Source organism: Mesorhizobium sp. C395A (assembly GCF_030323205.1).
In the GTDB taxonomy this organism is placed as follows: domain Bacteria; phylum Pseudomonadota; class Alphaproteobacteria; order Rhizobiales; family Rhizobiaceae; genus Mesorhizobium.
Genome location: NZ_CP100473.1, coordinates 2,538,825 through 2,560,576, shown reverse-complemented (window position 1 = coordinate 2,560,576; position 21,752 = coordinate 2,538,825). Strand labels below are relative to the sequence as shown.

Annotated in this window: 22 protein-coding genes; 13 read left to right on the top strand and 9 right to left on the bottom strand. The window is 62.1% G+C overall.

Annotated features, from left to right (window positions below):
* Position 1 precedes the first annotated feature (1 nt).
* Both NLY37_RS12695 and NLY37_RS12690 read left to right on the top strand, forming a co-directional pair.
* Positions 2-187: a DUF2065 domain-containing protein gene (locus NLY37_RS12695; RefSeq protein WP_023668333.1), complete on the top strand. Its 186-nt coding sequence runs from the start codon at positions 2-4 to the stop codon at positions 185-187.
* Between the two features lie 238 nt (positions 188-425).
* Positions 426-1,943 (top strand): DegQ family serine endoprotease, encoded by a 1,518-nt coding sequence (locus NLY37_RS12690; RefSeq protein WP_023668334.1) that lies wholly within the window; start codon positions 426-428, stop codon positions 1,941-1,943.
* Between the two features lie 43 nt (positions 1,944-1,986).
* Here NLY37_RS12690 and NLY37_RS12685 read toward each other — a convergent pair whose 3' ends face one another.
* Together NLY37_RS12685 and serB are read right to left on the bottom strand one after the other, a co-directional pair.
* A complete protein-coding gene (locus tag NLY37_RS12685) occupies positions 1,987-2,559 on the bottom strand; it encodes a GNAT family N-acetyltransferase (RefSeq protein WP_023741671.1) in 573 nt (190 codons plus the stop codon).
* Positions 2,556-3,443, bottom strand: coding sequence for a phosphoserine phosphatase SerB (serB, locus tag NLY37_RS12680; RefSeq protein ID WP_023741670.1), 888 nt, complete (start codon positions 3,441-3,443; stop codon positions 2,556-2,558). Before serB ends, NLY37_RS12685 begins: the two co-directional genes overlap by 4 nt.
* On the opposite strand from serB, the gene miaA reads away from it, so the two are divergent.
* On the top strand, positions 3,433-4,416 hold the full coding sequence (gene miaA / locus NLY37_RS12675) for a tRNA (adenosine(37)-N6)-dimethylallyltransferase MiaA (protein ID WP_023741669.1): 984 nt from the start codon (positions 3,433-3,435) through the stop codon (positions 4,414-4,416). The genes serB and miaA overlap by 11 nt on opposite strands.
* 131 nt (positions 4,417-4,547) lie before the next feature.
* On the top strand, positions 4,548-5,339 hold the full coding sequence (locus NLY37_RS12670) for a GGDEF domain-containing protein (protein WP_023668337.1): 792 nt from the start codon (positions 4,548-4,550) through the stop codon (positions 5,337-5,339).
* A gap of 224 nt (positions 5,340-5,563) precedes the next feature.
* On the opposite strand, the gene NLY37_RS12665 is transcribed toward NLY37_RS12670, so the two are convergent.
* Positions 5,564-7,396, bottom strand: coding sequence for an ATP-binding protein (locus tag NLY37_RS12665; RefSeq protein ID WP_023741668.1), 1,833 nt, complete (start codon positions 7,394-7,396; stop codon positions 5,564-5,566).
* Positions 7,397-7,548: 152 nt separating this feature from the next.
* Here NLY37_RS12665 and NLY37_RS12660 point away from each other — a divergent pair, with 152 nt between their 5' ends.
* The 3 genes from NLY37_RS12660 to NLY37_RS12650 are packed head-to-tail and all read left to right on the top strand — an operon-like array spanning position 7,549 to position 8,965.
* Positions 7,549-8,115 carry a helix-turn-helix domain-containing protein gene (locus tag NLY37_RS12660; protein WP_023741667.1) on the top strand — a complete coding sequence of 189 codons (567 nt, stop codon included), beginning with the start codon at positions 7,549-7,551 and terminating at the stop codon, positions 8,113-8,115.
* Between the two features lie 4 nt (positions 8,116-8,119).
* Positions 8,120-8,428, top strand: a complete 309-nt coding sequence (locus NLY37_RS12655; protein WP_023741666.1) for a hypothetical protein — start codon at positions 8,120-8,122, stop codon at positions 8,426-8,428.
* Positions 8,429-8,443: 15 nt separating this feature from the next.
* Complete coding sequence (locus NLY37_RS12650) at positions 8,444-8,965, top strand: GNAT family N-acetyltransferase (protein WP_023741665.1); 522 nt, start codon at positions 8,444-8,446, stop codon at positions 8,963-8,965.
* Here the strand turns inward: NLY37_RS12650 and NLY37_RS12645 are convergent.
* Positions 8,962-10,764 carry an NAD(P)/FAD-dependent oxidoreductase gene (locus tag NLY37_RS12645; protein WP_023741664.1) on the bottom strand — a complete coding sequence of 601 codons (1,803 nt, stop codon included), beginning with the start codon at positions 10,762-10,764 and terminating at the stop codon, positions 8,962-8,964. The genes NLY37_RS12650 and NLY37_RS12645 overlap by 4 nt on opposite strands.
* A gap of 138 nt (positions 10,765-10,902) precedes the next feature.
* Positions 10,903-11,793 carry a LysR family transcriptional regulator gene (locus NLY37_RS12640; protein WP_023682083.1) on the bottom strand — a complete coding sequence of 297 codons (891 nt, stop codon included), beginning with the start codon at positions 11,791-11,793 and terminating at the stop codon, positions 10,903-10,905.
* A 121-nt stretch (positions 11,794-11,914) separates the two neighbouring features.
* On the opposite strand from NLY37_RS12640, the gene tmpA reads away from it, so the two are divergent.
* The 3 genes from tmpA (at position 11,915) to NLY37_RS12625 (ending at position 14,470) form a co-directional block, all read left to right on the top strand.
* Positions 11,915-13,066, top strand: coding sequence for a 2-trimethylaminoethylphosphonate dioxygenase (tmpA, locus tag NLY37_RS12635; protein WP_023741663.1), 1,152 nt, complete (start codon positions 11,915-11,917; stop codon positions 13,064-13,066).
* Positions 13,063-13,647, top strand: coding sequence for a (R)-1-hydroxy-2-trimethylaminoethylphosphonate oxygenase (gene tmpB / locus NLY37_RS12630; protein WP_023707734.1), 585 nt, complete (start codon positions 13,063-13,065; stop codon positions 13,645-13,647). Before tmpA ends, tmpB begins: the two co-directional genes overlap by 4 nt.
* Before the next feature lie 394 nt (positions 13,648-14,041).
* Positions 14,042-14,470: a hypothetical protein gene (locus NLY37_RS12625; RefSeq protein WP_023731683.1), complete on the top strand. Its 429-nt coding sequence runs from the start codon at positions 14,042-14,044 to the stop codon at positions 14,468-14,470.
* 49 nt (positions 14,471-14,519) lie between these two features.
* On the opposite strand, the gene NLY37_RS12620 is transcribed toward NLY37_RS12625, so the two are convergent.
* The 3 genes from NLY37_RS12620 to NLY37_RS12610 all read right to left on the bottom strand — a co-directional run bounded on the left by NLY37_RS12620 (position 14,520) and on the right by NLY37_RS12610 (position 17,021).
* Positions 14,520-15,167, bottom strand: a complete 648-nt coding sequence (locus tag NLY37_RS12620) for a LuxR C-terminal-related transcriptional regulator (RefSeq protein WP_023741662.1) — start codon at positions 15,165-15,167, stop codon at positions 14,520-14,522.
* Positions 15,164-16,555 (bottom strand): sensor histidine kinase, encoded by a 1,392-nt coding sequence (locus NLY37_RS12615; protein WP_023690914.1) that lies wholly within the window; start codon positions 16,553-16,555, stop codon positions 15,164-15,166. The genes NLY37_RS12620 and NLY37_RS12615 overlap by 4 nt, the downstream gene beginning before the upstream one ends.
* Before the next feature lie 163 nt (positions 16,556-16,718).
* The gene (locus NLY37_RS12610) at positions 16,719-17,021 is read right to left on the bottom strand and encodes a DUF1236 domain-containing protein (protein ID WP_023731684.1); all 303 of its coding nucleotides are present in this window, start codon (positions 17,019-17,021) and stop codon (positions 16,719-16,721) included.
* A gap of 579 nt (positions 17,022-17,600) precedes the next feature.
* Here NLY37_RS12610 and NLY37_RS12605 point away from each other — a divergent pair.
* The 3 genes from NLY37_RS12605 to ilvN all read left to right on the top strand — a co-directional run bounded on the left by NLY37_RS12605 (position 17,601) and on the right by ilvN (position 21,345).
* Complete coding sequence (locus NLY37_RS12605) at positions 17,601-18,563, top strand: DUF1236 domain-containing protein (RefSeq protein ID WP_023668350.1); 963 nt, start codon at positions 17,601-17,603, stop codon at positions 18,561-18,563.
* Positions 18,564-18,894: 331 nt separating this feature from the next.
* On the top strand, positions 18,895-20,691 hold the full coding sequence (locus NLY37_RS12600; RefSeq protein ID WP_023668351.1) for an acetolactate synthase 3 large subunit: 1,797 nt from the start codon (positions 18,895-18,897) through the stop codon (positions 20,689-20,691).
* Between the two features lie 81 nt (positions 20,692-20,772).
* A complete protein-coding gene (ilvN, locus tag NLY37_RS12595) occupies positions 20,773-21,345 on the top strand; it encodes an acetolactate synthase small subunit (protein WP_023668352.1) in 573 nt (190 codons plus the stop codon).
* 11 nt (positions 21,346-21,356) lie between these two features.
* Here ilvN and NLY37_RS12590 read toward each other — a convergent pair whose 3' ends face one another.
* Entirely contained in the window at positions 21,357-21,737 is a 381-nt protein-coding gene (locus NLY37_RS12590) for a metalloregulator ArsR/SmtB family transcription factor (protein WP_023702997.1), read from the bottom strand.
* Positions 21,738-21,752 lie beyond the last annotated feature (15 nt).

Below are 21,752 nucleotides of genomic sequence, written 5' to 3'. Positions count from 1 at the left end.
GGTGCAGGATTTCCTTGCGGCCATAGGCCTGGTCCTCGTCGTCGAGGGTCTGGTCTATGGCGGCTTTCCCGGCCTTGCCAAACGTCTTGCCGGCGAAGTGCTGTCGACGCCGGAAATTGCGCTGCGCATCGTCGGGCTAGTGGCGATCGCCATCGGCGTCGGCATCGTCTGGTTGGTGCGTGGCTGAGGACCGCTGATCTGCAATTCCAGGAAAGTGTGAGCGGTTTTCCGTCCGGAATTGCGTAAAAGCAAAGGGATCGAACGGTTCGCCGTTTCCGCGAAACGGCGAACCGTTCTAAGGTGTAACGGAGGATTTATCCTCCTGATGTGGCCATAGCCGCAAACGTGCCGTATTTCTTGCCAACATGACGCGACGCGGCGTTTTGCCGAAGCGCTTTTCTTTTCAGCAATCCGGGAGGCTTTCGATGACATCCAACACCCTTCTGCGCGCGGCGCGGCGGACGTTCATCGCAGGTGCTGCGGCACTTCTGGTCGGCGCGCTTGCCGTTCCAGCTTTCGTGACGCCGACGATGGCCGCGGACGGACCGGCTTCGGTTGCCGACCTCGCCGAAGGCCTGCTCGGTGCGGTGGTCAACATCTCGACCTCGCAGACCGTGAAGGGCACGGAAGGTCCGGGCGCGGTGCCGATGCCGCAGCTGCCCGAGGGTTCGCCGTTCCAGGATTTCTTCGACGACTTCTTCAAGAACCGTGGCGGCGACAAGGATGGCGGCGCGCAAAAGGTACAGTCGCTGGGCTCCGGCTTCGTGGTCGACGCCGAGCAAGGCATTGTCGTCACCAACAACCACGTCATCGCCGATGCAGACGACATCGAGGTGAATTTCTCCGACGGCGTGACGCTGAAGGCGACGCTGGTCGGCACCGACACCAAGACCGACGTGGCGGTGCTCAAGGTCGACCCGAAGGGCCACAAGCTGACGGCGGTGAAATTCGGCGATTCCAACAAGATGCGCGTCGGCGACTGGGTGATGGCGATCGGCAATCCGTTCGGCCTTGGCGGCACGGTGACGGTCGGCATCGTCTCGGCCCGCAACCGCGACATCAATTCCGGCCCCTATGACGACTTCATCCAGACCGACGCCGCCATCAACCGCGGCAATTCCGGCGGGCCGCTGTTCAACAGCCTGGGCGAGGTCATCGGTATCAACACGGCGATAATCTCGCCGTCGGGCGGCTCGATCGGCATCGGCTTCTCCATCCCCTCGCAGCTTGCCTCGGGCGTCGTCGACCAGCTGCGCCAGTTCGGCGAGACCCGTCGCGGCTGGCTCGGCGTGCGCATCCAGCCGGTGACCGACGACATCGCCGAGAGCCTCGGCATGGCGACCGCCAAGGGCGCGCTGGTGGCCGGCGTCATCAAGGGCGGACCGGTCGACAACGGCACAATTCTCGCCGGCGACGTCATCATCAAGTTCGATGGCAAGGACATCCATGAAATGCGCGACCTGCCGCGCGTCGTGGCGGAAAGCCCGGTCGGCAAGGCGGTCGACGTGATCATCGTGCGCAAGGGCGTCGAGCAGACGGTGAAGGTGACGCTCGGCCGGCTTGAGGACGGCGAGAAGGTCGCTGCCGGTGAGGACGGCACTACCGATGAGGACAAGGGCGGCGACAAGGCGCCCGCGGTCTCCACGGCCTCGGTGCTCGGCATGACCGTCGGCGAGCTCAATGACGACACACGGAAAAAATTCGGCATCGCGGCCGACGTCTCCGGCGTCGTCATCACCGACGTCACCAAGGATTCGGCCGCCGCCGAGCGCGGCATCCAGGCCGGCGAGGTGATCACCGAAATCGCCCAGGAATCGGTCGCGACCCCGAAGGACGTGATGGACCGGATCGGCGCGCTGAAGGAGCAGGGCCGCAAGAATGCGCTCTTGATGCTGGCGTCCAAGACAGGCGAGTTGCGCTTCGTGACGATCCGGATGGATTGAGTCCGGAAAGCCCCATAACCGATTGTCTTCAGGGAAAGGGCGGCTAGCGAGCCGCCCTTTTTCGTGCCTGCCAGTCCGTGCGCGACAGTTTGTAGAGGACATGCCGCTTGAGGTGCGGGTGGCTGTCAGGGATGGAGGGGTGGTCGAAATCGCGAGCCGGGTCAGGGCTCATGCCAAGACGCTCCATGACGGCCGTCGAGCGGCGGTTGGCCGCGACGGCGAAGGAGACGATCTCGTCGCGGTCAAGCGTTTCGAAGCCAAAGGCGAGCCAGGCTTCGGAGGCCTCCGTGACATAGCCCTTGCGCCAGAATTCCGGCGCCAACCGCCAGCCGATCTCGATCGTATCGGAAGGCAGGGACGGCACGTGATCGGTCTTTAAGAGACCGACGAAGCCGATGCATTCCCCAGTCGCGGCGATCTCGGCGGCGGCAAAACCAAAGCCGTCCTCTGCGATCCAGCCCCGAAACTCGTCCATCTTGGCATCCGTCTCGGCGCGGTCGCGGCGGAACGGAAAGAATTCCATCACCCGCTCGTCCGAATTGATGCGGTGGAAGAGTTCGCGATCGCGGTCTTCCCAGTTGCGCAGGATGAGGCGCTCGGTGCGAATCGGTTTCATTGGGCGAACTCTTCCTGGCGGTAGCCCTGGAGATAAAGCAGCGCGGTGAGATCGCCATGGTCGATGCGGACCTTGGCTTCGGCAGCAACGGCCGGCTTGGCGTGGAGCGCGACACCGGTGCCGGCCAGGCGGATCATGTCGAGGTCGTTGGCGCCGTCGCCGACCGCAATCGCATCGAATGGCGTCAGGCCGAGGCGGGCCGAGATATCGTTCATCGCATCGGCCTTGGCGGCGCGGCCGAGGATCGGCTCGGCGACGAGGCCGGCAAAGCGCCCGTTCTCCTCGATCAGGCGGTTGGCACGGTTTTCCTGGAAGCCGAGCATGGCGGCGACACGGCTGGTGAAGACGTCGAAGCCGCCGGAGACAAGCGCCGTCCAGGCGCCATTGGCGCGCATCGTCCGCACCAGGGCGCGGCCGCCCGACGCCAGCGTCAGGCGGCTCGCGATGATGCGGCCGACGACGGCCGTATCGAGGCCTTTCAGCAACGCTACGCGTTCCCGTAAGGCGGGCTCGAAGGCGATCTCGCCGTTCATCGAGCGTGCGGTGATGGCGGCGACGCGGTCCTTGACGCCGATCTCGTCGGCGAGTTCGTCGATGCATTCCTGGTCGATCATGGTTGAATCCATATCGGCAAGCAGGATTGTCTTGCGGCGGCTTTCGGCCTGCTGAACGATCACGTCGACCGGCTCGGAGCCAAGTGCTGTGCGCAAGGCCGCACTTGCCTCAGCGGCTTCTGCCCCCTCGGGCAACACCAGATCGCAGGCGACGCCATCGCCCAGCCAGAGGACGGCGCTTGCGCCGACCGACCGTGAGGCCATATTCGCAAGCGAGGCCGACATCGCGCGGCGGACGGGGTGAGACACAAGCGTGGCAATGAGCGGCATCGAGACTTCCAAGCAGCTAGGCGAGGGCGGGCAGGCGGGCGAGGGCCGCGTGAAGAACGCGATCCTGATAGCCGGGCCGACCGCCAGCGGCAAGTCGGCGCTGGCGCTCGATCTCGCCGAGCGCAAGGGCGGTGTCATCGTCAACACCGATTCCATGCAGGGCTATTCGGTGCTCGATGTGCTGACGGCGCGGCCGAATGCCGCCGACCTCGCCCGCGCGCCGCACTATCTCTATGGCCACGTGCATCCCTCCACCGCCTATTCCACCGGCGCCTGGCTGCGCGACGTGATGAAGCTGATCGATGACGGCACGCTCGCCCGACAGCCCGATGACGCCGGCTTTGAACGTCCGGTGATTTTCGTCGGCGGCACCGGGCTCTATTTTCGCGCACTTGCCGAGGGCATTTCGGAAATGCCCGACATTCCGCAGCAGGTACGCGACCGCTGGCGCTACGAGTTAAAGGAGCAAGGCGCAGCCAAGCTGCACCGCATTCTGATGCATGAGGATTCGGCGGTCGCCATGCAGCTGAAGCCGACCGACGGCCAGCGCATCGTGCGGGCGCTGGAGGTGCTCGACGCATCCGGCCGCTCCATCCTAGAATGGCAGGCAGCGCGCGGCCGGCCGCTGATCGACCGCGACAGCGCTCGGTTCTTCGTTATCGAGCCGGACCGCGCCGCCCTTGTCGAGCGGATCGAAACAAGGTTCGACCGCATGCTCGATCTCGGCGCGCTCGATGAGGTCAAACGGCTTGCGGCGCTTGGCCTCGATCCCGACCTGCCGGCGATGAAGGCGATCGGCGTACGCGAACTTTCGGCCGCCATGGCCGGCGACATCAGCTTTCCCCAGGCCATCGAGCGCTGCAAGGCAGCGACGCGGCAATATGCCAAACGGCAAACGACGTGGTTTCGCCATCAGCTGGGACCGGAATGGCTGAGATTGCAGCCCGGCGACCGCCTGCAAACCGTGATTTGATTTTCGTGCTGCCAATACAATTAAAGAAACAGAAGTAGGAATGAATATTCCCGCTCCGGTTGTCTGGATTAACCGTCCGTAAGGCGCCGGCATGCCACAGATCCGGCGGATACTTTTCCAACGGGGAGCAGATGCGTTTCCACAAGGCGGAATCCGCATTTTTCGTCTTTATTTTCGTGATCCTGGCCGCAGGCCTGGTGACGCTTTATGCCTATGGTCAATTGCAGTTCATCGCGGTCGGTCACGATACGACTTCCCGGGTCGAGAGGATCGCCTATCTCAACACGCTGCTGTTTGTCACCGGGGTGCTGCTGGCGACAGCGCTGTTCTTCGGCGTGTTCTTCATCTACCCGTTGATCCGTAGGCAGGCGACGGAAGAGGGCAAGCTGCGCGCCATGACGGTTTCGCTCAGCGCCCGCTCGGAAACGCTGCAGCATGCGGCATTGACCGACGGCCTTACCGGCATGCAGAACCGGCGCTACTTCGACGATGCGCTGAAGGAATATCTCGAGGAATTCCGTCGCATCGAAAAGCCCGTCGGGCTGATGATCCTCGACCTCGACCACTTCAAGCAGGTCAACGACACGCATGGCCACGATGTCGGCGACGAGGTGCTGAGGGCCGTCGCCAATTGCCTCAAAGGCATGACGCGCTACCACGATGTGGTGGCGCGGCTTGGGGGCGAGGAGTTCGCCGTTGTCACCCCCAACATGGATGCGGAGTTGTTGGGCAAGTTCGCGGAACGCATCCGCAAGGCGATTGCCAACATGTCGGTGCTGTCGGGCAATGTCCGCCTCAAGATCACCACCAGCGTCGGACTAGCCGTCTGGGATCGGAAGGAAACCGCCGAGGAATTCTACCGCCGCGCTGACCGCCAGCTCTACGAGGCGAAGAGGCAAGGCCGCAACCGCGTCTGCGCCTAAAATCCCGAAGAAGAATTCATGAGGCCGGTTGCCTGACGTGGCTTTCTCGACTTCCGGTGCTCACGGACTAAATGTCCGCTCCGGTCCGGCTTCTCGAAAGCCACGCCATTCAATCCGGCCTGATGAATTCCCTTGCGGGATTTGCCCAAGCGGGCCAACGAAGCCGAGCCCTGGCGCTCCGGCGGCTTCTCAATTGGCCGGCAAAAAAGTCGCTACGCTGAAGGTCAATCGTTCTGCGGGCGCATGCCGAAGGTTGTGGGCTTGAGGCCGTAGCGCAGGTCGAAATCGTCGTCGGGCTGGATGCGCTGGGCGGTGGCCGGCTTGCGGTAATCGGGATCGCCGGCCTGGCGGCCGGAATCCACTGCTTCGGCGAAGGCCATCTGCTGCTGCGGTTTCGGGACGTTGCGCAGCCGCTCGACGATGGCGGCGAGATCGACGTCGTTGCCGTCCTGCGAGAACTCGTCCTGCTCTCGCTTGGCGGTGCCGGGGATCAGGTTCTCCGCCAGTTTCTCGAACTTCAGCCGCATGGTCGTCGCCACGCCTTCACCGAAGGCGATGGCTTCGCGCTGGCCCATGGAGGACAGGAAGGCCAGCGTCGAGGCGGAGGAATCGGCGATCGCCGAGCGGATGATTGCCTGGTCCTGCTCGTTGGCCAGCCGCATTGCGAAGAAGGTCGAGCATTGCGACAGGATGGTCGGATCGAGTTCACCCGGGCGCTGGGTGACGACGCCGAGATAGCAGCCATATTTGCGGCCTTCCTTGGCGATGCGCGACAGTGCATGCCTTGTCGGGGCGAAGCCAAGGCGTGGATCGGCCGGCATATAGCGGTGTGCTTCCTCGCACAGCAGCAAGAGCTTCAGCCGGCCCTCGCTCCACAGCGCAAGGTCGAACGCCAGGCGCGCCAGCACCGAACAGACGGAATTGACCACTTCGGACGGCATGCCGGCCATCTCGAAGCAGGTCACCGGGCGGCCATGATGCGGCACACGGAAAATATTGCCGATCGTCTCGTGGATCGTGTCCTCGATCAGCCGCGAATTGAACATGAAGCGATAGCGCGGGTCGGACGCGGCGGACTCGATGCGCGTCTTCAGCGATTTCAGCGTCGGGCGGTCGTTCTTGCTTTCCAAGAGGCCCATGCGCTCGTCGATCTGCTTGATGAGATCGACCATGCGGTAGGGCACCGGCGTGTCGGCGGTCAGCGCATCGCTGCCGCGGCGCACGTAAGAGCCTGAACTCGGATTGCGATAGAGGTTCTTGGCGGCGGGGATCAGGTCGCGCAGGACATCGACTTCTTCCGGCACGACCTCTCGGCCGCGAAACAGCACTTCGGCGAATTCTTCAAGCCTGAACATCCAGAACGGCAGGTCAAGCGTCTTGGAATCGACCCGGACGCAGAACTCAGGCAGGGACGCCGCGAATTCATTGTGCGGATCGAGAATGAGGATTCGCAGATCGGGCCGGGCGGCGATCGATTTGCGCAGCAGCAGCGAGATGGCGGTGGATTTGCCGACGCCGGTTGTGCCGACAACGGCAAAATGGCGCGCCAGCGTGTCGTCGATAGCGATGTTGGCGTCGATCGACTCATCCTGCGACAGCGTACCGATGGTGATCGAATGACGCCCGGCGAGATCGTAGACCGCCTGCAGATCACGGGTACGGATGCGGTGCGCTATGGCGCCGATATGAGGATAGGTGGTGATGCCGCGGTCGAACACCGGTTTGGCCCCCGGTTCGGCGCCGTCGCGCACTTCGCCGATCAGCTCGACGCTGACCTCGATGGGGTTTTGTCCCTCATTGCTCCAGGCGCGATCCGACTTGCCGATTTCGTAGACCAGACCAACGGTGCGCGATGTCCCGAGATTGATGGAGATCATCTTGCCGACGGTCCACAGGCCGGTGACCGCGCCTTCGATGTCGTCGGCATAGGCGCTGATGGTGGCGCGCGCACCGTCGCACTGCACGACGTTGCCGAGAATGCGCTTGTCGCTCTGCTCTGCGCGGCGGCGCTCCTGCGAGGTCGGTTCGCCGACGGAGGCTTCGCGCTCGACAAACATACGATCCGATCCCCATTCCCGTGGAGCCTCGATCCTACACAGACGGGGTTAAGGTGGCGTGATGCGGGATGGTGTAGCAGGGGTTAACACGTCAGCAAAAATTCAACCGGCCGTCCTCTTCCCCCAATCCGAAGATTCTATATATTGGACGAATGACTGATATAGCGAATGACATGTCGGCCACGATAGGCAGACGAATCCACGCCGAAAGAGCCTTGCGGGACTGGTCGTTGGCCGACCTGGCGAACCGCTCCGGCGTCTCCAAAGCCATGCTCAGCACTATCGAGCGCGGCATGACCAGCCCGACGGCCGCGCTGCTGGTGCGCATCGCCGCTGCTTTCGGCATGACGCTGTCGACGCTGATTGCACGCGCCGAGCAGAAAGGTGGCGGCCTGCTGCGCGAGAGTGAGCAACCGGTCTGGAGCGACCCCGGTACGGGCTATGTCCGGCGGCATCTGTCGCCGGTCTCCGACATGCCGCTCGAATTGATCCGGGTGCAGTTGCCGGCGGGCGCCAGTGTGAGTTTCCCGGCGGCGTCCTATGCCTTCATCAAGCAGCAGATGTGGCTGATCTCCGGGCGACTTGAGTTCACCGAGGGCGATGTCGTGCACAGGCTCGAGCCCGGCGACTGCCTGGCGCTCGGCGCGCCGTCGGACTGCACGTTCCATGCCGTCGGGCAGCTGCCCGCCGACTATCTGGTCGCGCTGGTCAGGGGCTGAAATCGTGGCAAGACGTCCCAAGCGCTCCGACAATGGCGGACCGCCGCTCGATGATTACAAGGGCCCACCATGGGGCAAGGGCGATCCCTACATCTTCCTGGCCTGGCAGGCAGCGCATGCCAAGGCGTGGAAGGCGCCAAGCCGTGACGTGATGCTGATGCGCATGGAAAAGGCCGAGCGGCTTGGCCTGACCTATGAGGAATACACGCTCGAAATCCTCGAACGCGGGCTGCATCTGCAGCCGAAAGACACAGATCGCATCGCCGCGATCAAGGCGAGACGAAAGCGGCGCCGCGTCCCGCGTCTGGATTAGCAAGGGAAAGTGCAGGTGAGTCCCATCGAAATCAGGTCGCTGACTGCGGAAACACGCGACATGCTGGCCGACCTCCTGATCGAGACGGTCGCGGCCGGCGGCTCCGTCAGCTTCATGCATCCCTTATCAAGGCAATTGGCGGAGGCCTTCTGGGGCAACTCGTTGGTGGCAGCAGAGAGAGGTGAAAGAGCGGTGCTGGGTGCATGGAAGGGCGAGGTTCTGGTCGGCACCGTGACCGTGCTGCTCGACTTTCCTGATAATCAGCCGCACCGGGCCGAGATCGCCAAGCTGATGACCCGCGTCGAACACCGCGGCAAAGGCATAGCGAGCCGGCTGATGCGGGCGGCAGAAACGCTCGCCGTCGAGAAAGGCCGCACGCTTCTGGTGCTGGACACCGCAACCGAGGAGGGCGCTTCCGGCCTTTACGAAAAACTCGGCTTCACGCTCACTGGCGAAATACCGGACTTTGCCTTGAAGCCCCATGGCGGGCTGACCGGCACGCTCATCTACTGGAAGCGCATCGGCGGCGCTGCCTAAGCCTTGTGATGAACCTCTTGCAGCGCGTAGACCGGCGTTGCGATGCCTTCCATGCGGGCCTTCAACTGCAACGCCAGGAACTGCGAATAGTGGCGCGACTGATGCAGATTGCCGCCATGGAACCACAGCGCCTCCTGTTGCGTCGGCTTCCACATGTTGCGGAGCTCGCCTTCCCAGGGGCCTGGGTCCTTGGTGGTGTTGGAGCCGAGGCCCCAGCATTTGCCGACCTTGTCTGCGACCTCTGGTGAGATCAAATCGGCCGCCCAGCCGTTCATCGAACCATAGCCGGTGGCGTAGACGATGAGATCGGCCGGCAGTTCCGATCCATCGCTGAGCAGGACCGAATGCTCCTTGATCTCCTTCACGTCGACACCGCTTTTCAGCTTGATCGACCCGTCGATGATCAGGTCGGATGCGCCGACATCGATGTAATAGCCCGAGCCGCGCCGCAGATATTTCATGAACAGGCCGGAGCCGTCATCGCCCCAGTCAAGCATGAAGCCGGCCTTCTCCAGGCCCTTGTAGAATTTGTCGTCGCGCTTCTTCATCTCGGCATAGGCCGGGATCTGGAATTCGTGCAGGATCCTGTAGGGCAGGGAGGCAAAGACGAGGTCGGCCTTGGCTGTGGTCATGCCGCTCGCAACCGCCTTTTCCGAATAGAGCGAGCCCAGGCCGATCTCCATCAGCGTGTCCGACTTGACGATGTGCGTGGTCGAGCGCTGCACCATGGTGACGTCGGCGCCGGCCTCCCAAAGGGCTGCTGCAATGTCGTGGGCGGAGTTGTTCGAGCCGATGACGACAGCTTGTCTGCCGACATAGGCATCGGGTCCCGGATGCTTCGAGGAGTGATGCTGGTCGCCCTTGAATGTGTCCATGCCCTTGAAGTTCGGCATGTTGGCCTTGCCGGATTGCCCCGTGGCCAGCACCAATTGTTTCGGCTTCAGCGTGATGTCCTTGCCGTCGCGGCGCACCACCACCGTCCATTCCTTCTTGCTGTCGTCATAGACAGCGCTCATGGCCTCGGTCGACGACCAGTAGTTCAGCTCCATTACCTTGGCGTACATTTCCAGCCAGTCGCCGATCTTGTCCTTGGGCGCGAAGACCGGCCAGTTCCTGGGAAAGTCGATATAGGGCAGATGGTCGTACCAGACCGGATCGTGCAGGCAGAGCGATTTGTAGCGCTTGCGCCAGCTGTCGCCGGCCCGTTCGTTCTTCTCGACGATGATGGTCGGCACGCCGAGCTGCCGCAGCCGCGCGCCGAGCGCGATGCCGCCCTGGCCGCCGCCAATGATGAGCGTATAGGGCTGCGTCTTGAAGCCGAGCTCGGCGGCCTCCTTCTCGCGCTCCTCCTTCCAGGTCGGGCGGTTCTTGCCATGGCCGTGCTTGGCGCCGAGCGGGCGGTCGAAACCGGCCGGCTCCTCATGGCCCTTCAGCTCGACCATGGTGGTGAGCAACGTCCAGATCTTGCCGTCCTTCAGCCGGATGTGGCCGAAGCCGCGCGCCACAGACGTTTCGAAACTGATCCAGCCGTCGAGCAGGCCATCGTTTTCCGTGGCGTCCTCGCCCCTGGCGATCGCCCAGTTCGATGGGTTGGTTTTGGCCAGCTGGCTCACCAGCATGTCGCGCACCTGGTCACGGCCTTCCATGGTCTTGATGTTCCAGGTGAAGCTGACGAGATCGCGCCAAAAACAATCCTCCTGAAAGCAGGCGACCGCCTTGTCGATGTCACCGGCGGCGAGTGCCGCGCCGAAGCGATCGAGCAGGTCGGAAAGCTTCTTGTTGGGGGCCTTGTCGAGCATTGAATTTCCTCCGCGATTTTTCTTGGCCGCCTGTAGCGAGCGGAACCCTGCCGAAGCTTGACGTCCGGCCTGGCGCAGTATCGCGACAAATTATGCGCCGCGTCACGTCGTCCAATAGTTTGCCGCGTATTCAGGGGCTTATCGGGAAATCGGGACGCCGAAGACCGTTGCGAACCAGCGGCGGACCGCTTCTTCGGCCGGGCTCAGATGCGCGCCCGAAGGTGCGGTCAGATAGTGGCCGGCACCGCTCGACAGCGTAAAGCCGGACAGGGTAACGAGAGATCCTTCGCGCAGTGCCGCGTCGGCCAACGGTCGCGATCCCAGCACCATGCCGGCGCCGTGCTTCGCCGCCTCCAACGCGGTAACGAAACTGTCGAATTTGTGCGTGGGCCCGAGCGCCGGCTTCATCCGGGCGACGGCGAACCACTCGCCCCACATTTCCCGCGCGCCGACCACTGTAAGTCTCGGCAATCCTGTCCAATCCTTGGCCTTGGCGACATTTGGCGACGCCATCGGCGTTAAGGTTTCGCGGGTGAGGCGGTCGGCCTGCCGTCCGGCAAAGGAGCCGGAGCCAATGCCGAATCGGATGTCGAGACCCACAAAGCGCTCGCCGTAATCGGCCGGTGTGTGGATGGTCTCGATCTGCAGCTGGACGAAGGGCAGGTCCTTGGCCATTTGCGGCAGCTTCGGCGCGATCATCAGCACGGCAAACGAGATCGGCGAGCGTATCGTCACGCTCTGGACGGTCTTGGGTTCGAACAACTCGCGCGTGCTGTTGGCGATCACGGCAAAGGCCGATTGCAGATGCGGCAGGTAGGCGGCACCCTCCGGCGTCAATTCGACGCCGCGCGCCAGGCGGATGAACAGCGGCTGCTTCAACCGCTCTTCGAGAGAACGGATGTGCTGGCTGACCGCAGCCTGGGTCAGGCCAAGCTCGGCCGCGGCGGCGGTGAAATTCGACAGCCGCGCGGCGGCCTCGAAACTCCGCAGCCAGTCGAGCGGCGGCAAGGGCAGGGTTGTTTGAGGCATAAACCGTTTACGGCCTTTGGCCGCAAAATGATAATTTGAGTTATGCCTTCGACATCATCACGATGCAACCGGAAACCCTGCGGAGTTGGCTGCGGGGCGCAGCGGACAGGAACGGATCTCCATGCTTACCCAGGCGCTGATCGGCGACGAAGGAAGAACGATCGACCTCGGTTGGAAGGACGGCGCGCGCACTCGCTTTCACGCCATGTGGTTGCGCGACAATGCGCTCGACGACAAGACGCGCAGCGCCGGCAACGGCCAGCGGCTGATCACCATTCTCGACATTCCGGCGCAAACGCGGATCGGCGCAGCCGCGATCAAGGGCGATGCGCTTGAAGTCAGTTTCGAACCGGAGGGAAAGACGGTGCGCTTTCCTGCGGCATGGCTGAGCGCCAATGCCTATGACCGCGATGCCGCCCGACAGCCCGGCTGGACAGGCGAGGGCACCGTGCGATGGACCAGGGCCTCTATGCAGAATTCGGTGCCGCGCGCCGGCTATGTCGCGGCCAGCCGCGACCGCGCCGTCTTGCGGCAATGGCTGTCGGCGGTGAAGACCTACGGCTTCGCGGTGATGGACGATCTGCCGGCCGAATCCGGGGCGCTGTGCAAAGTGTCCGATCTGTTCGGCTATATCAGGGAGACCAATTACGGCCGCTGGTTCGAGGTGCGCGCCGAGGTCAATCCAACCAATCTGGCCTACACCAATCTTGGCCTGCAGGCGCATACCGACAACCCCTATCGTGATCCGGTGCCGACCTTGCAGATCCTGTCGTGTATCGAAAACACGGTCGAGGGCGGCGAATCCAGCGTCGTCGATGGTTTTGCCGTGGCGGCCGCGCTGCAGGCCGAAAACCCCGAAGGCTTCCGGCTGTTGAGTTCATACCCGGCGCGCTTCGAATATGCCGGCTCGTCGGGCGTGCGATTGCAGGCCAAGCGGCCGATGATCGAGCTCGGGCCGGATGGCGAACTCATCGCCATCCGCTTCAACAACCGCTCGCTGGCGCCGACCGTCGATGTGCCGTTCGCGGAGATGGAGGCCTACTACGCCGCCTATCGCCTGTTTGCCGAACTGATCGAGGATCCGTCCTTCGAAGTGACCTTCAAGCTCGAGGCGGGCCAGGCCTTCATCGTCGACAACACCCGCGTCATGCATGCCCGCAAGCAGTTCTCCGGCGCCGGCAAGCGCTGGCTGCAGGGCTGCTACGCCGACAAGGATGGCCTTTTGTCGACGCTGTCGGCGATCGAACACGAATTCAAGGAAGCAGCGGAATGAGCAGCCAGGATTTGAACGCGAGCAACATCGTCGAATTCATCGCCGATATTTTCGAACGCCGAGGGGCTGAATCCTATCTCGGCGAACCCGTCACCATGTCGGAGCACATGTTGCAGGGCGCCTGGTTCGCCGAAAAGGACGGCGCGCCCGATGTGCTGGTGGCGGCAGCACTGCTGCACGATATCGGCCACTACACCAGCGAGTTCGGCACCTATTCGCCCGACGATGTCGAGGACAAGCATCATGACGAAGCCGGCGGCGAGGTGCTGGCGCCGTTCTTTCCACCGGTGATCGTCGAATGCGTCAGGCTGCATGTCGCGGCCAAGCGCTACCTCTGCGCTACCGACCCCACCTATTTCGGCAGGCTGTCGCAGGCCTCGGTCCACACGCTGTCGCTGCAAGGCGGGCCGATGAATGCCGAAGAGGTGGCCGAGTTCCGCAAGAACCCGTTCCACGAGGAAGCGGTGCGGGTTCGCATCTGGGACGAGGCCGGCAAGATCGCCAACATGAAGACCCGGGCATTTCGCGACTACATGCCGCTGCTGCAGCGGGTTGTCCGCGACTTCGCCAATCGCGCCTGATCGCAATCCGGGGAAGGAACGGCATATGCACCGTTTCGACGGCAAACATGCGCTAACCGTATGCCGCCGCAGACTTGCCGCGAGCGTCTGCGTGCGCAGGCGCTCGCGCCTCGCTGCCGATCCCTACCGGTGACGAGCCTTGTCACCGCGGATTTTATTGCGACATCCGTCGGCGCGGCCCAAGATCAGTAGGTCAGACTTCGGTGTATATTTGACTCAGACGAAGGTCTGAGAATCGAGCTGCAAGCACGAAAGGAGAGTTTCCTCAGCGTTTGTGAGCCGCAATTTTGGGCTGTTCATTCTTGAATACCGTGACACATCATGATGTGATGGTGGCATGAATGGAGAAAGGCAGCCCCTGTTTTCATCCGTGCGTCGCCGGGCGTACTTTAGCTTGCGCGTATTCGCGGCGGTTGCGGTGACGATGCCGGTGCTTGGTCTGCGGTTGAGCCATGTCGACGGTTACAAGATCGAATTCGCCGCTGCCAGCGCCAAGAGCGGAAACAATGGCAATGGTAACGGTGGTGGCAACGGTAGTGGTAACGGTAATGGCTCAGGCGGCAACGCCGGGAATGGCAACGCCAACGGAAAGGGAAAAAATGGTGCCGGCGACAACGCCGCCGGTAGCCAAGCTCCCAGTAGCCAAGTCAATGCCGCTGGCGACACGGTGACGGTACAGGGCGCCAAAATCCAGGTCGTGCATCGCGATGGATTCAGCGAAAGCATCGAGGCCGGCCGCTTCACTATGAAGGATCCGCTTGGAAGGACAATTGTCGAACGCGCCGTAAGGGCCTCCGACATTGCTCGTCTGAAAGGGCTGTAACTGTTGGTTCGCCAACCAGCATCCGACCTTCAGACAAGCCCCGATCTCCCTATACAAGACCCGTTTTGGGCGCGTGCATAAGAATGGCTGCTTCGGTGCGGTTTCGCACCTTTAGCTTTTGAAATATCCGAGTCATGTGGTGTTTTACCGTTTTCTCCTGCAGGTTGAGACGTTTGGCGACTTCTTTATTGCTCAGTCCTTCGCCTACCAAGGAGATTATCCCAAGCTCGCGTCCCGAGAGATTGGCAACGAGATCGGTTGTGCGCTTTTCCGGCCGGATCAGTTCATTCAAAAGCTGCGCTGACAGGGTCGGCGAAACATATTTTTTTCCTGCGGCTATATAAGTCAGCACCTCGGCCAGCGATGCCGCCCCAATCCCTTTCAGCACATATCCGCGTACGCCCAGCCTGAGCGCCGTTGCCAAATCGGCGTTCGCCTCCGAGACGGTGAGCATGACGATCTTGCAGCCAGGCTGAGTTGCAAGAATATTTTCCGCTGCCGCCAGACCCCCTCCCGGCAAACTGATGTCTAGCAGCAATATGTCGGGATTTGCCAAGGCCGCAAGCTGTTCGGCATCCGTCGCGGTTTCGCCCGCACCAACGACTTCGAAGCCGCCGATTTCGGCGAGGCTGCGAGCCACACCCTCGCGAAACAGCGGATGATCATCAACAATGGCAATCCTTATGGGAGCGGTCATTTCTGGTCCTCGATGTTGAGCGTTATGGTCAGCCGGGTCCCCCTGGGGCTCGAAAAGGTCTCGAAGTGACCTCCGATACTTTCGATACGTTCCCTCATACCGGCGAGTCCAAGTCCTTCACACGATCCCGACTGGAATCCAGGGCCGTGATCAAGCACTTGAATGAGGAGCTTGCCCTGCGTCACTCTCGCCTTGACAGCCTGCCCCTTGCCCAGACCGTGTCGCCAGGCATTGTTCAGCCCCTCCTGCGCGAAGCGAAAGATGCTTATTTTCTCGGACGTCCCCAGGTCGGGCAGGCGAGATGGCAGTGAAAGCGATACGGAGGAGGCCGTCCGGCGTTCATGTTCGGCAACCGCAAGCCGCAATATCTCCGCGACTGTCGAAGCTTCGATCTGTGGCAGCACGAGGCCGGTGCAGATGGCGCGGATCTCCCGCATCGCCTCGTCCAACGTATGATGGATATCGGCGATCTCGGTCTTCCGGTGGCTTGGGGATGCGGCGGGATCGAGCAGCAGAGGGCTGTCCATGCGCAGCGCAGCCAGTGCGACCAGCTGAGCTGGACCGTCATGCAAATCAGACCCGATGCGACGCAAGTAACGCTCGTTGATTGCCGTTGCGCGGCGCGACGCCTGCTGGACGCGCTCCCGCAAAGCGGAATTCTGCTCCAAAAGCAACTGAAGTTCGGCCACTTGTGTCTCAAGCGCTGAACGCTGCGTTTCGATAGTGCTGCTGCCGCGAAGCACGATTCCCGAGAGCATCGCCAAGGCGACCGCGGTCGCGCCAGCCACGAGCAGCCAGCTCGACCATAGTGCCGAGTTTAAAGTGCCCTGAAGATCGTCGGCTATCTCGTAGAACTCGGAAACGGCCACAACATCGCCCGACCACGGCTCTCGAACCGGATTGTAGATCTCGAGCAGCGAGGCGGTGGGGCTCTTCCGTTCCTTCCTTTCATTTTCGTCCAGATCATTGAATTGCGCCACCACGTTTCCACCGAACGCATGCAGCAAGTTCGCATTTGGCTCGAAGGTCTGGCCGATAAGAGCCGCGTCTTTGGCGTACAGCACCTTGCCATCACGCCGCCAAAGCACGAACGACGCCAGTTTTTTGCCGAGAGCACCCTGGTCCAGGGTTTCATCGAGCGCCCGTTTAACGGTGTCGCTGAGCTGCTGGCTTTTGCGCATATCCGGCAGGATTGGCGCGATGACACTGTCGACGTAAAGCGCGGTCGTGCTTGCAGAGTTGCGGATCACTCCATCTCGTATTTGCGAGGTGACCCATAGGCCGACGACCAGCATCAGCGACAGCAGCCCAATGCTTCCGACTATGATGAACTGCCAAGCCAACGATAGCCTGTTCCAGTTTTGATAGAGACTATCAATGTAGCGCACGTCTCAACCGACCCCGCGACTTTGGCCGCGCAAAAATGCCTAAGCCATCCTACATCTAGAACGGTCGATGGTGCGAGCAAGCGCTAGGTTGAATTGCCGGGGAAACCGCAATTTCAGGGCATGATCCCACCGCCACCCGCGGGGAACGGCGGTGGGATCAGCGTTACTGTATGATCTTGACGATCTTCCGCGTGCCGGGGTCGACCAGCACGGTTCGCCCGTCGACCACAACGTAGCGATACTTGACGCTCGGCACTTCATGCAGTTCCACCGTGTCGGGAATGGCGGTCCCCACGTTCAATTCGACACCTGGAATCTTCACCGACGCAAGGGGCTGCTTTTTCACGTATTCGCGCACAACCGTTTCCTGCTCCGGCGCGATGATGACGTCTTGAGCGGCAACTACGCCCGCGCTCGCGAGCAGCAAGAATCCGGCAATTGCGGTCGACTGGTACATGGTCGTCATGATTCTCTCCTTCATCAACGCTCATGCATCTTGCGCGAGCTCGATTCCGATACGGTGGTTGTTGGTGAGGTTGATGCACACCGCAAGCCGAACGGGCTTTTCGCGGCTGCGTTCCCGCGTGGGGCTTCGGTCCGGGCCTCATCGGGCCAATGGACTATAGGGAGAGGGACCAAAGTCTGGTGCCAGGCTGTAGAGGTCCTAGAGCCTCCTCAGGGCGGAACACAGGGTTCTCGGCATCGTTGAGATCAGCACTTGTGGGAGGCGTTAATGGACAACAGCGTCCATCAGGCACGATGGTTGCTCTTGCCTGTTTTCGGGGTAGCCATCCTGGTCATGACGACGGGAGTACTTCTAAGCTTGTGAGGCTGGTGTCATCGCTATGGGATCACAAGCTCAGAAAAAAGCAAAAATCTTGCGTTGCATTAATTTTTTGATGCAATTTGTAGCTGATTGTTGGCAAAACTACTGCCTACATTTATTGGTCTTCTTAGAAGCCCGATTTTATTCGCAAAATGCGGAACAAAGTATTTTTGACAGAGTTGGCTAGGCTGAGGGACCGACTCTTTAAGGAGAAAGCAGATGAAACATGTGTTGATCACGAGCATGATTGCGCTTGGCGTCGGGTGCGGCGCCGCGATCGCCCAGACCCAGGCTGTGCAGCCGAGCGGCGGCGACAACTGCGCCGCTGGCGCGGCCGATTGCCAGAAGGGCGGCAAGGCCGGCGAACAGGCGCAAGGCAAGATGAAGTCACAGACCGATCAGAATGCACAGGGCCAGGCTGGCGCCACGACCGATCAGCAGGCTCAGGGCAAAGCCAAGCTCAAGACGGATGAACAGGCACAGGGCAAGGCCGGGACCAGTACCGAGCAGAATGCTCAGGGTCAGGCCGGCGCCACGACCGATCAGCAGGCTCAGGGCAAGGCCAAGCTCAAGACGGATGAACAGGCCCAGGGCAAGGCCGGGACCAGCACCGAGCAGAATGCTCAGGGCCAGACCGGCACCAGCACCGAGAAGCAGGCTCAGGGCAAGGCCAAGCTCAAGACGGATGAACAGGCCCAAGGCAAGGCCGGGACCAGCACCGAGCAGAACGCTCAGGGCCAGACCGGCACCAGCACCGAGAAGCAGGCTCAGGGCAAAGCCGGGACCAGCACCGAGCAGAACGCTCAGGGCCAGACCGGCACCAGCACGGACCAGCAGGCCCAGGGCAAGGCCGGGACCACCACCGAGCAGAACGCTCAGGGCAACACAAACGTCCAGACCGACCAGGGCAATACGGCCTCGATCAACAACGTGACAGTCGAGCAGAAGACGCAGGTCACGCAGATCATCCACGAGACCAGGGTTGAGCCGGTGAAGAACGTCGACTTCGACATTTCGGTCGGCATCGAGGTGCCGCGGCACAAAGTGCGCCTGCACCGTCTGCCGGCGCGCATTGTCAAGATCGTCCCGGCTTACGAATCCTATGAGTACTTCGTGCTGGCCGACGGGCGCATCGTCATCGTCGACCCGGATACGTACAAGATCGTGCTGATCCTGACGTGACACGGCAGTGGCTCTTGTTCCCGGCGCGGTGCGATTGAGGGGTATCGTATGCGCCGCGGTGGCCCGCCGACCAGAGGCGGCGGGCCACTTGCTTTGTCTTTCGCATCGCGCGTTTTTCCCGTTGACACCTTGCCTTTCACCCTCGTAGTGTCCGCCACGATGAAAAAGGCACTCATTCTCGTAGGAAAGCGCGTGGGCAAGGCGGTGTAACCGCCGGGCGAAAACCTCCCATGCGCAACACACAGGCTCCCATCGGGGGCCTTTTTTATTGCCCGAAACACGACTAAACGACCAGCAATCGCCTCATGGCTAGAAGTACGGGACCAGACCGATGAGCAACGGACAGAACGAACGGCGCGAAATGCCAAACAGGGAAATGACTGGCGCCGAAATGGTGGTGCAGGCGCTGAAGGACAATGGCGTCAAGCATGTCTTCGGCTATCCCGGCGGCGCGGTGCTTCCGATCTATGACGAAATCTTCCAGCAGGACGAGGTCGAGCACATCCTCGTCCGCCACGAGCAAGGCGCAGGGCATGCGGCCGAAGGCTATGCCCGCTCGACCGGCAAGGCCGGCGTCATGCTGGTGACCTCCGGCCCGGGCGCCACCAATGCGGTGACGCCGCTGCAGGATGCGCTGATGGATTCGATCCCGCTGGTCTGCCTGACCGGGCAGGTGCCGACTTCGCTGATCGGCTCCGACGCGTTCCAGGAGTGCGACACGGTCGGCATCACGCGCCCCTGCACCAAGCACAACTGGCTGGTGAAGGACGTCAACGAATTGGCCGCCACCATCCATGAGGCCTTCCATGTCGCGACGACCGGCCGCCCCGGCCCGGTGGTGGTCGACATTCCGAAGGATGTGCAGTTCGCCAAAGGCATCTATGTGCCGCCGCAGGCGGCGCCGCGCACCAGCTACCAGCCGAAGGTCCAGGGCGACCTGGAAAAGATCAAGGCCGCCGTCGAACTGATGGCCAGCGCCAAGAAGCCGATCATCTATTCGGGCGGCGGCGTCATCAACTCCGGTCCGGAGGCCAGCCATCTTCTGCGCGAACTGGTCGACCTCACCGGCTTCCCGATCACCTCGACGCTGATGGGCCTCGGCGCGTATCCGGCATCGGGCAAGAACTGGATGGGCATGCTGGGCATGCACGGCACTTATGAAGCCAATATGGCGATGCATGATTGCGACGTGATGATCTGCATCGGCGCGCGCTTCGACGACCGCATCACCGGACGGCTGACCGCCTTCTCGCCCAACTCGAAGAAGATCCACATCGACATCGATCCATCGTCGATCAACAAGAACGTGCACACGGAAGTGCCCATCATCGGCGATGTCGGCCGGGTGCTGGAGGACATGGTGCGGCTGTGGCGGGCGAGCGCCAAGGCCGACAAGAAGGCGCTCCATCCCTGGTGGGAGCAGATCGCCAAATGGCGCGCGCGTGACTCGCTCGCGTTCAAGATGAACCACGATGTGATCATGCCGCAATATGCCATCCAGCGGCTCTACGAACTGACCAAGGACATGGACACCTACATCACCACCGAGGTCGGCCAGCACCAGATGTGGGCGGCGCAGCACTATCATTTCGAGAAGCCGAACCGCTGGATGACGTCGGGCGGGTTGGGCACGATGGGCTACGGTCTGCCGGCTGCGCTCGGCGTGCAGATCGCGCACCCGGATGCGCTGGTCATCGACATCGCAGGCGATGCCTCGGTGCAGATGACGATGCAGGAGATGAGCGCGGCGGTGCAGCACAATGCGCCGATCAAGATCTTCATCCTCAACAACCAGTATATGGGCATGGTGCGCCAGTGGCAGCAGCTGCTGCACGGCAACCGTCTGTCGCATTCCTACACCGAAGCGATGCCCGACTTCGTCAAGCTGGCCGACGCATATGGCGGCCATGGCATTCGCTGCGAGAAGCCGGACGAGCTGGACGATGCGATCAAGGAGATGATCGCGGTGAAGAAGCCGGTGCTGTTCGATTGCCGGGTGGCGACGCTCGCCAACTGCTTCCCGATGATCCCGTCGGGCAAGGCGCATAATGAAATGCTCCTGCCCGACGAGGCGACCGACGAAGCCGTGGCCAACGCCATCGACGCCAAGGGCAGGGAACTGGTCTAGGTCCAAGCCGGGGCAGGGCTGTCGCGAGAAGCCGTGCGCAAACAGAGAATTAGCTCAAAGTCTGAAATCGAGATTCATGTCATGAACGCACAGCTTCAACCGACCGGCTCCGCCTATTTCATCGCCAAGGAAACGGAAAAGCCGGAGAACCACACGCTCTCCGTGCTGGTCGACAATGAGCCCGGTGTGCTTGCCCGGGTCATCGGCCTCTTTTCCGGCCGCGGTTATAACATCGAGAGCCTCACCGTCTCCGAGACCGAACACGAGAAGCACCTGTCGCGCATCACCATCGTGACGCGCGGCACGCCGCATGTGCTGGAGCAGATCAAGCACCAGCTCGAACGCATCGTACCGGTGCACCGCGTCGTCGATCTCACCGTGCGCTCGCACGAGTTCGGCCAGGAGCGGCCGCTGGAACGCGAGCTGGCGCTGGTCAAGGTCGCCGGCACCGGCGAAGCCCGCGTCGAGGCGCTGCGTCTGGCGGACGCTTTTCGCGCTTCGGTCATCGACGCCAACACCGAGCACTTCATCTTCGAGATTACCGGCAAGGGTTCGAAGCTCGACCAGTTCATCGCCATCATGAAGCCGCTCGGCCTGGTCGAGATCTGCCGCACCGGCGTGGCGGCGATGAACCGCGGCCCGCAAGGGATGTAGTCTCAGTCCAACTATTTTACCGGCTTGGGATCGACCTTGCCGCTCGCCAGATTCTTACTCTCCCTTTTGATCGGGCGCGATACCGGACAGACGTCCTGGACGAAGCCGTTCAGCGTGTTAACCAGATTGTTCTGGACCAGCGAGTAGCGGATGAATTGTCCCTGCCGCTCCCTGGCGATGAGGCCGGCCGTCTCCAGGATGCTCAGATGCTGCGAGATAGACGGCTTCGACATGTCGAAGCGCGCCGCGATCTCGCCCGCGGTCAGCGAGGAGTGGGCGAGATAGGCGAGGATCTTGCGCCTCGGCTGCGATGACAGCGCCTCGAACACGCGCTGTATGGCGCTGCTTGCCCCGATAGCCGTGTCGCCATCCGCTGCATTGTCTTCGATCACCGCCTGCCTCTGTCG

What these genes read in the sequence shown, in the direction of transcription:
- NLY37_RS12690 (WP_023668334.1), top strand. Translation starts at nt 426, where the DNA reads ATGACATCCAACACCCTTCTGCGCGCGGCGCGGCGGACGTTCATCGCA.
- NLY37_RS12685 (WP_023741671.1), bottom strand. Translation starts at nt 2,559, where the DNA reads ATGAAACCGATTCGCACCGAGCGCCTCATCCTGCGCAACTGGGAAGAC.
- miaA (WP_023741669.1), top strand. Translation starts at nt 3,433, where the DNA reads ATGAGCGGCATCGAGACTTCCAAGCAGCTAGGCGAGGGCGGGCAGGCG.
- serB (WP_023741670.1), bottom strand. Translation starts at nt 3,443, where the DNA reads ATGCCGCTCATTGCCACGCTTGTGTCTCACCCCGTCCGCCGCGCGATG.
- NLY37_RS12670 (WP_023668337.1), top strand. Translation starts at nt 4,548, where the DNA reads ATGCGTTTCCACAAGGCGGAATCCGCATTTTTCGTCTTTATTTTCGTG.
- NLY37_RS12665 (WP_023741668.1), bottom strand. Translation starts at nt 7,396, where the DNA reads ATGTTTGTCGAGCGCGAAGCCTCCGTCGGCGAACCGACCTCGCAGGAG.
- NLY37_RS12660 (WP_023741667.1), top strand. Translation starts at nt 7,549, where the DNA reads ATGACTGATATAGCGAATGACATGTCGGCCACGATAGGCAGACGAATC.
- NLY37_RS12645 (WP_023741664.1), bottom strand. Translation starts at nt 10,764, where the DNA reads ATGCTCGACAAGGCCCCCAACAAGAAGCTTTCCGACCTGCTCGATCGC.
- NLY37_RS12640 (WP_023682083.1), bottom strand. Translation starts at nt 11,793, where the DNA reads ATGCCTCAAACAACCCTGCCCTTGCCGCCGCTCGACTGGCTGCGGAGT.
- tmpA (WP_023741663.1), top strand. Translation starts at nt 11,915, where the DNA reads ATGCTTACCCAGGCGCTGATCGGCGACGAAGGAAGAACGATCGACCTC.
- tmpB (WP_023707734.1), top strand. Translation starts at nt 13,063, where the DNA reads ATGAGCAGCCAGGATTTGAACGCGAGCAACATCGTCGAATTCATCGCC.
- NLY37_RS12620 (WP_023741662.1), bottom strand. Translation starts at nt 15,167, where the DNA reads ATGACCGCTCCCATAAGGATTGCCATTGTTGATGATCATCCGCTGTTT.
- NLY37_RS12610 (WP_023731684.1), bottom strand. Translation starts at nt 17,021, where the DNA reads ATGACGACCATGTACCAGTCGACCGCAATTGCCGGATTCTTGCTGCTC.
- NLY37_RS12605 (WP_023668350.1), top strand. Translation starts at nt 17,601, where the DNA reads ATGAAACATGTGTTGATCACGAGCATGATTGCGCTTGGCGTCGGGTGC.
- NLY37_RS12600 (WP_023668351.1), top strand. Translation starts at nt 18,895, where the DNA reads ATGAGCAACGGACAGAACGAACGGCGCGAAATGCCAAACAGGGAAATG.
- ilvN (WP_023668352.1), top strand. Translation starts at nt 20,773, where the DNA reads ATGAACGCACAGCTTCAACCGACCGGCTCCGCCTATTTCATCGCCAAG.